The 7,365-nt window shown below is 63.6% G+C and carries 8 protein-coding genes; 4 read left to right on the top strand and 4 right to left on the bottom strand.

Annotated elements, in window-relative coordinates:
• Window positions 1-5 precede the first annotated feature (5 nt).
• A complete protein-coding gene (locus tag HKL97_RS04235; RefSeq protein ID WP_291422858.1) occupies window positions 6-515 on the bottom strand; it encodes a glycosyltransferase family 9 protein in 510 nt (169 codons plus the stop codon).
• Between the two features lie 58 nt (window positions 516-573).
• Between HKL97_RS04235 and HKL97_RS04230 the strand changes: the two genes are divergently transcribed.
• A complete protein-coding gene (locus tag HKL97_RS04230; protein WP_291422857.1) occupies window positions 574-1,383 on the top strand; it encodes a folate-binding protein YgfZ in 810 nt (269 codons plus the stop codon).
• Window positions 1,384-1,470: 87 nt separating this feature from the next.
• Here the strand turns inward: HKL97_RS04230 and HKL97_RS04225 are convergent, their stop codons facing one another.
• Window positions 1,471-1,884, bottom strand: a complete 414-nt coding sequence (locus HKL97_RS04225) for a c-type cytochrome (protein WP_291422856.1) — start codon at window positions 1,882-1,884, stop codon at window positions 1,471-1,473.
• A gap of 190 nt (window positions 1,885-2,074) precedes the next feature.
• Between HKL97_RS04225 and HKL97_RS04220 the strand changes: the two genes are divergently transcribed.
• Window positions 2,075-3,388, top strand: coding sequence for a replication-associated recombination protein A (locus HKL97_RS04220; RefSeq protein ID WP_291422855.1), 1,314 nt, complete (start codon window positions 2,075-2,077; stop codon window positions 3,386-3,388).
• On the top strand, window positions 3,385-4,356 hold the full coding sequence (locus tag HKL97_RS04215; protein ID WP_291422854.1) for an RluA family pseudouridine synthase: 972 nt from the start codon (window positions 3,385-3,387) through the stop codon (window positions 4,354-4,356). The genes HKL97_RS04220 and HKL97_RS04215 overlap by 4 nt, the downstream gene beginning before the upstream one ends.
• A 282-nt stretch (window positions 4,357-4,638) precedes the next feature.
• Here the strand turns inward: HKL97_RS04215 and rpsO are convergent, their stop codons facing one another.
• Both rpsO and truB read right to left on the bottom strand, forming a co-directional pair.
• Entirely contained in the window at window positions 4,639-4,908 is a 270-nt protein-coding gene (rpsO, locus tag HKL97_RS04210) for a 30S ribosomal protein S15 (protein WP_291422853.1), read from the bottom strand.
• A gap of 11 nt (window positions 4,909-4,919) precedes the next feature.
• Window positions 4,920-5,855 (bottom strand): tRNA pseudouridine(55) synthase TruB, encoded by a 936-nt coding sequence (truB, locus tag HKL97_RS04205; protein ID WP_291422852.1) that lies wholly within the window; start codon window positions 5,853-5,855, stop codon window positions 4,920-4,922.
• A 260-nt stretch (window positions 5,856-6,115) separates the two neighbouring features.
• Between truB and HKL97_RS04200 the strand changes: the two genes are divergently transcribed.
• Complete coding sequence (locus tag HKL97_RS04200) at window positions 6,116-7,309, top strand: cellulose synthase operon protein YhjQ/BcsQ (RefSeq protein WP_291422851.1); 1,194 nt, start codon at window positions 6,116-6,118, stop codon at window positions 7,307-7,309.
• Window positions 7,310-7,365: the final 56 nt, after the last annotated feature.

Genomic DNA, 7,365 nt, shown 5'->3' with positions numbered 1-7,365 from the left:
TCCTTTTACAACGCCACGAATCGTTCCGGCGGCCATATCTTTCCGGCCCAGTTCGCCGTCGGCCCAAGCCCGATCACCACGCCCTCGCCCAGCAGCGCGGCGGCCTTGGCATCGTCCGCCGGGGCGGTCCAGGCTACGGGCAAAGGCGCTGGCGAGAACCCCATGGCCGCCCCCAGCTGTTCATAGCGCCGGCCTGGCCTGCGCCCGCCCTTCAAAATCTTGCGCCGCCCCGCCGCCAGAAAAAACGAAATGCCCGAGGAACGCACATCCACCACCTGGCTCCAGAACCTTCCCACCAGCCGGGTCCACAGCCGCAGCCAGTGCAGGTCGAAGCCTTCCTTCTCAAACACGATCAACTGTTCCAGCCCCGGCATCCGGGCAAACACCCCCGCCGCCACCACGCCACACGCAACCGTGAAGCGCGCACGCGGATTCTCCAGCCGCAAGCGTTCCAAAATGCCACAGGAAATCACGGCGTCGCCAATCCGCGACGAGGTTATAAAAAGGATTCGCATCTGATCTCGCATCTAGCACGGCTTGCGGCTTTCGCGCCAAGCACCCATTTGCACCGTCATGAGCTTTCTCGCACACCTGCCGCAGCGCGGCGTCATTTCCCTCACCGGCGCCTCACGAGTCGCCTTTCTCAACGGGCTGATCTCCAACGACGTTGCCCTCGCCGCCCCCGGCCACGCGGTCTGGGCAGCCCTGCTCACACCGCAGGGCCGCTATCTGTGCGATTTTTTCATCTACGCCGAGGCTGACCGGCTGTTGCTGGAAACCCCGCGCGAGGCCCTGGCGGGTCTGCTCACACGGCTGAAGCGCTTCCGGCTGCGCGCGGCGGTGGAGCTGACTGACATCTCCGACACCCTCCATGTCTATGCCGGCTGGGGCGGCGATGCCCCCACTGCCCCCATCACCGTGCCGGACCCGCGTCTGTCCGCAGCCGGGTGGCGCACGCTGAGCGCAACCCCACTCACCCCCAACGCCACCGCGGCTGATTACGCAGCCCACCGCATCCCCCTTGGCCTGCCTGACGGCCCGCCTGACCTGGAGGCGGAAAAAACCCTGCTGCTGGAAGCCGGATTCGATGAGTTGCACGGTGTCGCCTGGAATAAAGGCTGCTACATCGGCCAGGAACTGACCGCGCGCACCAAACACCGCGGCCTGGTCAGGCGCCGCCTCATCCCCGTGCAATGCAGCGAACCGCCGCCACCACCGGGAACCCCGGTGATGGCCGATGGCGCGGAGGTTGGCGTCATCGGCTCGCACGCCGGGCAGATGGCCCTGGCCATGCTGCGGGTGGACGCCCTGGGCAAGTCCCTGCACGCCGGCGCCGCCGCGTTGCAGCCCATGCCGCCATCCTGGCTGCGCCTCGAACCATAAAACGGGCAACAAAAAACCGCCGGAGACTTGCCTCCGGCGGTCACGTCAAGGTGTTGTTACTTTAAGTTACGCTAAGTTACTATAAACTTACTGCGCCTGGGAAACGAACGGCACGGTGGACTTCATATCCGTCGCATAGCTCAGCGCGGTGGTCCCGGCCGGATAGCCGTTCTTGCTGAGGATGTAGGACATAACATCGGTATACTGATCATGCGACAGGCTGCCCGGCGCGCTCACCGGCATCTGCTGCGAGATCTCGGTGAACACCGAGCCGATCGTGTACTTGTTACCCGGTGCCGCAAAAGTCGGCCCGATAAGCGCGGGACCCGCCACGCCTTTAAGGTCCGCGCCGTGGCACATCGCGCAATTCTGCGCGAACACTGCGGCACCAGCGGTCGCCTGCGTCTGGGTGTACAGTGCGGGGGGCGTCGCCGCCATTGCCGCAGCAGTTGCCAGCAGCAGACCGGCCGCCGCCAATCCAGTCACTTTTAATGCGTTCATCGGACTACTTTCATAAGCTAGCTGTTCGAAAATTTTCAGACTCGCACAGCCAGCTCAAAAGGCGGGCAGGGCAAAAAACGGCCAGCGCCCAGGTTGAGCTTGTGCAGTGCACAGCCATTCTGCACCCGCGGCGCCAAAAGCGCAACGAGGCCCGCTTCAATCCTGGCCGCGCGCGGGTTACAATAGGCGAATGCCCGAGGAAGATCTGTTCTCCCCCAACGTCACCGAATCGTCACCAATCCAAGGCCAACCGCTGGCCGAGCGGCTGCGTCCACGCAGCCTGGGCGATATTGCGGGCCAGGAACACCTGCTTGGACCGCAGGGCAGCCTTACCGGAATGCTGGCACGCGGCTCCCTCGCCTCGCTCATTCTGTGGGGGCCGCCGGGTGTCGGCAAAACCACCATCGCGCGCCTGCTCGCCGCCGGCGCCAATTTGCACTTCACGCAAATCTCCGCTGTGTTTTCCGGCGTGGCCGACCTCAAGCGCGTGTTCGACGATGCGCTGAAACTGAAAAAAGCAGGCCGCGCCACGCTTCTTTTCGTCGATGAAATCCACCGCTTCAACCGCGCGCAGCAGGATGCCTTCCTTCCCGTGGTTGAGTCCGGAACCATCGTGCTCATCGGCGCCACAACTGAGAATCCATCCTTCGCCCTCAACGGCGCGCTGCTCTCGCGCTGCCAGGTGCTGGTGCTGCGGCGGCTGGACGACGATGCCATGGAGCTTCTCCTCCAGCGCGCCGAGGCCGAGACCGGCCTGCACCTTCCCCTCACCCTCCAAACCCGCGCGATGCTGCGCGCCATGGCCGATGGCGATGGCCGCGCCCTGCTCAACATGGCAGAGCAACTCTTCGCCTTGCCCGAAGGCGAACCGCTGAACGAGGAAGCGCTGAGCCGGCTGCTCTCGCGCCGCGCCGCACTTTATGACCGCGACCGCGAAGAACATTACAATCTCATCAGCGCGCTGCATAAATCCATGCGCGGCTCGGATGCCGACGCCGCCCTCTACTGGCTGGCCCGCATGTTCGCCGGCGGCGAGGACCCGCGTTTCATCGCCCGCCGGCTCACCCGCTTCGCCTCCGAGGACATCGGCCTGGCCGACCCGCAGGCCCTGACCCAGGCCCTGGCCGCATGGGACGCTTACGAGCGCCTGGGCTCCCCCGAGGGCGAACTCTGCATCGCCCAGGCCGTGCTCTACCTCGCCACCGCCCCCAAATCCAACGCCGCCTACAAGGCCCTGGGCGCCGCCACCCGCGCCGCGAAGGAAACGGGCAGCCTCATGCCGCCCCAAAACATCCTCAACGCCCCCACCAAGCTGATGAAAAACCTCGGCTACGGCGCGGGCTACACCTACGACCACGACACTGACGAAGGCTTCTCCGGCGACAACTACTTCCCCGAAGGCATGGGCCGGCCCGATTTCTACCGCCCGGTGCAGCGCGGTTTTGAGCGCGATATCGCCAAACGGCTCGCTTATTGGGCGAAATTGCGCGAAGAGGGCGCATGACACTCACATTTGAAGTCCCCGAGGCTGAAACCAACACCCGCCTCGACCGTTTTCTGCGCCGCAACATTGAGGGGCTGACCCAGGCGCATATCCAGAAATTCCTGCGCGCGGGCAAAATCCGGGTGAACGGCGCCAAGGCCGAGGCCAACACGCGCCTCGCCCTGGGCGACTCCGTAACCGCCCCGGAGATCACCCCGCCGAAGGAAATGCCAAAGGTCCGGCAGGTGATGACCATGGACCCGCACATGATCCGCGACCTCGAGGCCATGATCCTCTACCGCGATGACTCGGTAATCGTGCTCAACAAGCCCGCCGGCCTCGCCAGCCAGGGCGGCAGCGGCATCACCGTGCATCTCGATGGCATGCTCGACGCCCTGCGCTTTGAGGGCACCGAGCGCCCCAAACTCGTCCACCGGCTGGACCGCGACACCTCCGGCGTTCTTCTCCTGGCGCGCGGCGTCAAACCCGCCAGCAAACTCGCCACCGCCTTTCGCGGCCGCGATGTCGAAAAAACCTACTGGGCGCTGGTCTGGGGCGTGCCGGATGTGCTGGAAGGCCGCATCGACCTCCCCCTGGTGCGTGTGGAAGTCGGCGGCATGTCCCGCTCCGAACCCGCCAACCGCAAAGACCCCGAAGCGTTGAAAGCCGTCACCGCCTACCGGGTGGTGGAATACGCGGGCAAAAAATTCGCCTGGATGGAGCTGCAACCCCAAACCGGGCGCATGCACCAGCTGCGCGCCCACATGCTCGCACTCGGCACCCCCATCCTGGGTGACGCCGCCTACGGCCAGGCTTTCGCCGACGGTTTTGCGCCGCAACTGCACCTGCACGCCCGCCGCCTGCAATTCCCCCACCCCGACGGCGGCACCTTAACTGTCGAAGCCCCCCTGCCCAAACATATGCGCGACAGTTTCTCCCACCTCGGCTTTAGCGTGCCCGAAACCATGAAGCCAAAACGCCGCCCCTGAAGGCCGCTGTATCTGGCAGCGGACGGAAGGGACAAGCAGGCCACTGAAAACAAAGTGCTTGCGTCCCGCGCGTCATGTACCTCAACCGCCTAAAATCATTCCTTTTCCGCACCAAACCCGCACAAATTGGGGTGCAAGCAAAAAATTAAACTTTATAAACAGTGTCTTGCTGAACAAATCTCACAAACGCTCCACGTGAAGCACCGCCAGGCACAAAAACACAGGCACAAAAAAACGCCGTGCGGTTTCCCACACGGCGCTTTTCATTTCACCCCTGAAAAATCAGCGGCGCAGGCTCAACCGGCCGATCAGATCCTGGTAGCGCTTCACATTCTTGCGCTTCAGGTAATCCAGCAGCGAGCGGCGCTGGCCAACCAGCACGAGCAGGCCACGGCGCGAATGGAAATCCTTCGCATGGGTCTTCAGATGCTCGGTAAGGTTGGAGATGCGCTCGGAGAGCAGGGCAACCTGCACTTCGGGGCTGCCGGTGTCATTCTCGGCGGTCGCGTATTCGGCAATCAGCGCCGTGCGGCGCTCTGGCGTAATCGACATCGTGATATCCTTCACGAAAATTGTTGAATCAACCGCTCCGGCTTCAGCCACCCATCGGAGAGTCGGGCCAGCGCCAGAACGCGCCCCGCCGCCAGTACGCGAACCAGCCCTTCATCAGGATTGGCGGCATCTGGAATCCGCCCCATCAAGTCAACCAGGCTAATCGCCTGGCCTTGCGAGAGGGCATGAGCCTCAACGGCCGTCAGGGCCAGTGCCGGGATGTCGTCCAGCGCGGTCTCGAGCGGCCGAACAAGCTCGGCAAGTGCGCCCGGCGTATGCGACGGATCGAGGATCGTGTCCATACCAACCGCCATGTTTTCCAGGAATGGCCCCACGCGCAGCCGCCGCAGCACCACGATATGCCCCACCGTGCCGCAGGCCCGCGCCAGGTCGCGCGCCAGCGAGCGCATATACACCCCCTTGCCGGATTCCACCTCAAACTCAGCGGTGTCGGCATCGGGGCGGCCGATCATCTCAAAACGGTCCACCTGCGCCGGGCGCGGCGGCAACTCCGGCGGCGCCCCGGCGCGCGCCAGGTCATAGGCGCGTTCGCCATCAACCTTGATGGCCGAAAACGCCGGCGGAATTTGCATGATATTGCCCCGGAACGCCGGCAGCGCCGCCTGTATCTGTTCATCCGCCGGCCGCGCATCGCTGGTCGCCGTCACCGCGCCCTCGGCATCGTCGGTGTCGCGCGCCTCGCCAAAGCGGATGGTGAAATGGTAAAGCTTGGTGCCATCCATCACATAAGGCACGGTTTTGGTCGCGTTGCCCAAAGCGATCGGCAGAATACCGGTGGCCAGCGGGTCCAGCGTGCCGCCGTGCCCTGCCTTCTGCGCATCAAGCGCGCGCTTCACCTTGTTCACCGCCTGCGTGCTGGTAATCCCCTGGGGCTTGTCCAGGATCAGCCAGCCGTCGAGCTTGCGGCCACGCTTTTGTTTAGCCATATTAAATCCAATCAAGAATGAGACACGGCTGATAGCGAAAGCCGCGCGCGGCGGAAAGCCACGCGCCGCAAACATTTATTCATAATTTTCCCATCCAGGGGTGGTCGTTAACCCCGCGGCAACCTTGTTCTGTTGAAAAAGACATGTCGGCGACAAGTCCGGCGCCCCTCACCCGGAGGATTGCCCACATGTCAGGTATAGGCACATCAGATATAGGTACATCAGGTATAATTTTTTCAAATCAGCCCGTCTCCCGCCTGATGCCCTCCTATCCTTCTGCTTACGGGCAGCCGCTGCCGCAGCCGCAGGCCCTGCCCAAGCGGGAAAAATTCATCGGCTTCGCGTATGATGAGGCAAGCGCAGCCCTGCTGCACGGGGTACTCTCGCCCTACCTGCATGATAACAACCAGATCCATGTGGTCGATTTCCGCACCAGCCTGGCAATTCTCGCGGCCATGACCACGCCCGAGATCGTGGTCGTCGACCTTTCCGGCGAGGACCAGCCGATCAACGCCGTCATGGAGCTTGCCGAGGTGGTCGAGACCGGGACAACCGTGCTGGCCATCGGCGAGACCATGAACGTGAATTTCTACCGCACCGTGACCAAAGGCATGGGTGTCAAGGAGTATCTCCCCAAGCCGCTCAACCAGGCGAGCCTGGAGCAGAATTTTCTACCCATCATCCGTAACATGGCCCAGGACACCGGCAACCGGCGCAACGGGCGGTTCGTAATGTTCACCGGCACACGCGGCGGCGCCGGCACTTCCACCGTGGCCACCAATCTCGCCTGGCTGATCGGCAATGAATTGCATCGCCACACCGCGCTGGTGGATGCCGATCTGTATACCGGCACCATCGCGCTCAACCTCAACCTCAGCGCCAACAACGGGCTGGGAACGGCACTGGCGGTGCCCGAGCGGGTGGACCAGCTGCTGCTGGAGCGTTCCATGCAGCCGGCGGGGGACCGTCTGCATGTCCTCGCCGGGCAGGAAGGGCTGGGCAAGGACTTTGACTACAAGCCCGGCAGCGGCGCCACGCTCGTCAAGGCGCTGCACGCGCGGTATAATTTTGTCGTGATGGATGCCGGCAACCGGCTTTCCGCCTTCTCGCGCGACCTCATGAGTCTGGCGCAGCAGCGCGTCATCGTCATGGACCCGAGTATGATCTCCGTGCGCAATCTGGAGCGGCTGCAAGCCCTGGCGCGCAACTATCCCCAAACCTCCCGGCCGCTGGTTGTGCTTAACAAGGCGCAAGCGCCGGGCGGGCTCTCCCAGAGTTATCTGGAACAGAATATGGGGATGCGCTTCGATGCGGTGATCCCCGACCTGCCGCGGATCGTGCCCAAAGCGAACCAATTCGGCACCCCGGCGGCCTCGGTGCGCGGCCCCTTCCGCGACGCGATCGCCACCCTGGCCAAGGCGCTGGGCGCAACGCCTTCAACAGAGGCGCCATAAGCCGGGGATTAGGATTTTGCGGCATATTCTGGTATAAAGCGCGCTAGTCCTGACGA

Source organism: Acidocella sp. (genome assembly GCF_013044125.1).
Lineage (GTDB): Bacteria > Pseudomonadota > Alphaproteobacteria > Acetobacterales > Acetobacteraceae > Acidocella.
This window is presented reverse-complemented; position numbering and strand designations above follow the sequence as displayed.

Coding starts and splice junctions, on each gene's coding strand:
- HKL97_RS04235 (WP_291422858.1), bottom strand. CDS start 515: ATGCGAATCCTTTTTATAACCTCGTCGCGGATTGGCGACGCCGTGATT.
- HKL97_RS04230 (WP_291422857.1), top strand. CDS start 574: ATGAGCTTTCTCGCACACCTGCCGCAGCGCGGCGTCATTTCCCTCACC.
- HKL97_RS04225 (WP_291422856.1), bottom strand. CDS start 1,884: ATGAACGCATTAAAAGTGACTGGATTGGCGGCGGCCGGTCTGCTGCTG.
- HKL97_RS04220 (WP_291422855.1), top strand. CDS start 2,075: ATGCCCGAGGAAGATCTGTTCTCCCCCAACGTCACCGAATCGTCACCA.
- HKL97_RS04215 (WP_291422854.1), top strand. CDS start 3,385: ATGACACTCACATTTGAAGTCCCCGAGGCTGAAACCAACACCCGCCTC.
- rpsO (WP_291422853.1), bottom strand. CDS start 4,908: ATGTCGATTACGCCAGAGCGCCGCACGGCGCTGATTGCCGAATACGCG.
- truB (WP_291422852.1), bottom strand. CDS start 5,855: ATGGCTAAACAAAAGCGTGGCCGCAAGCTCGACGGCTGGCTGATCCTG.
- HKL97_RS04200 (WP_291422851.1), top strand. CDS start 6,116: ATGCCCTCCTATCCTTCTGCTTACGGGCAGCCGCTGCCGCAGCCGCAG.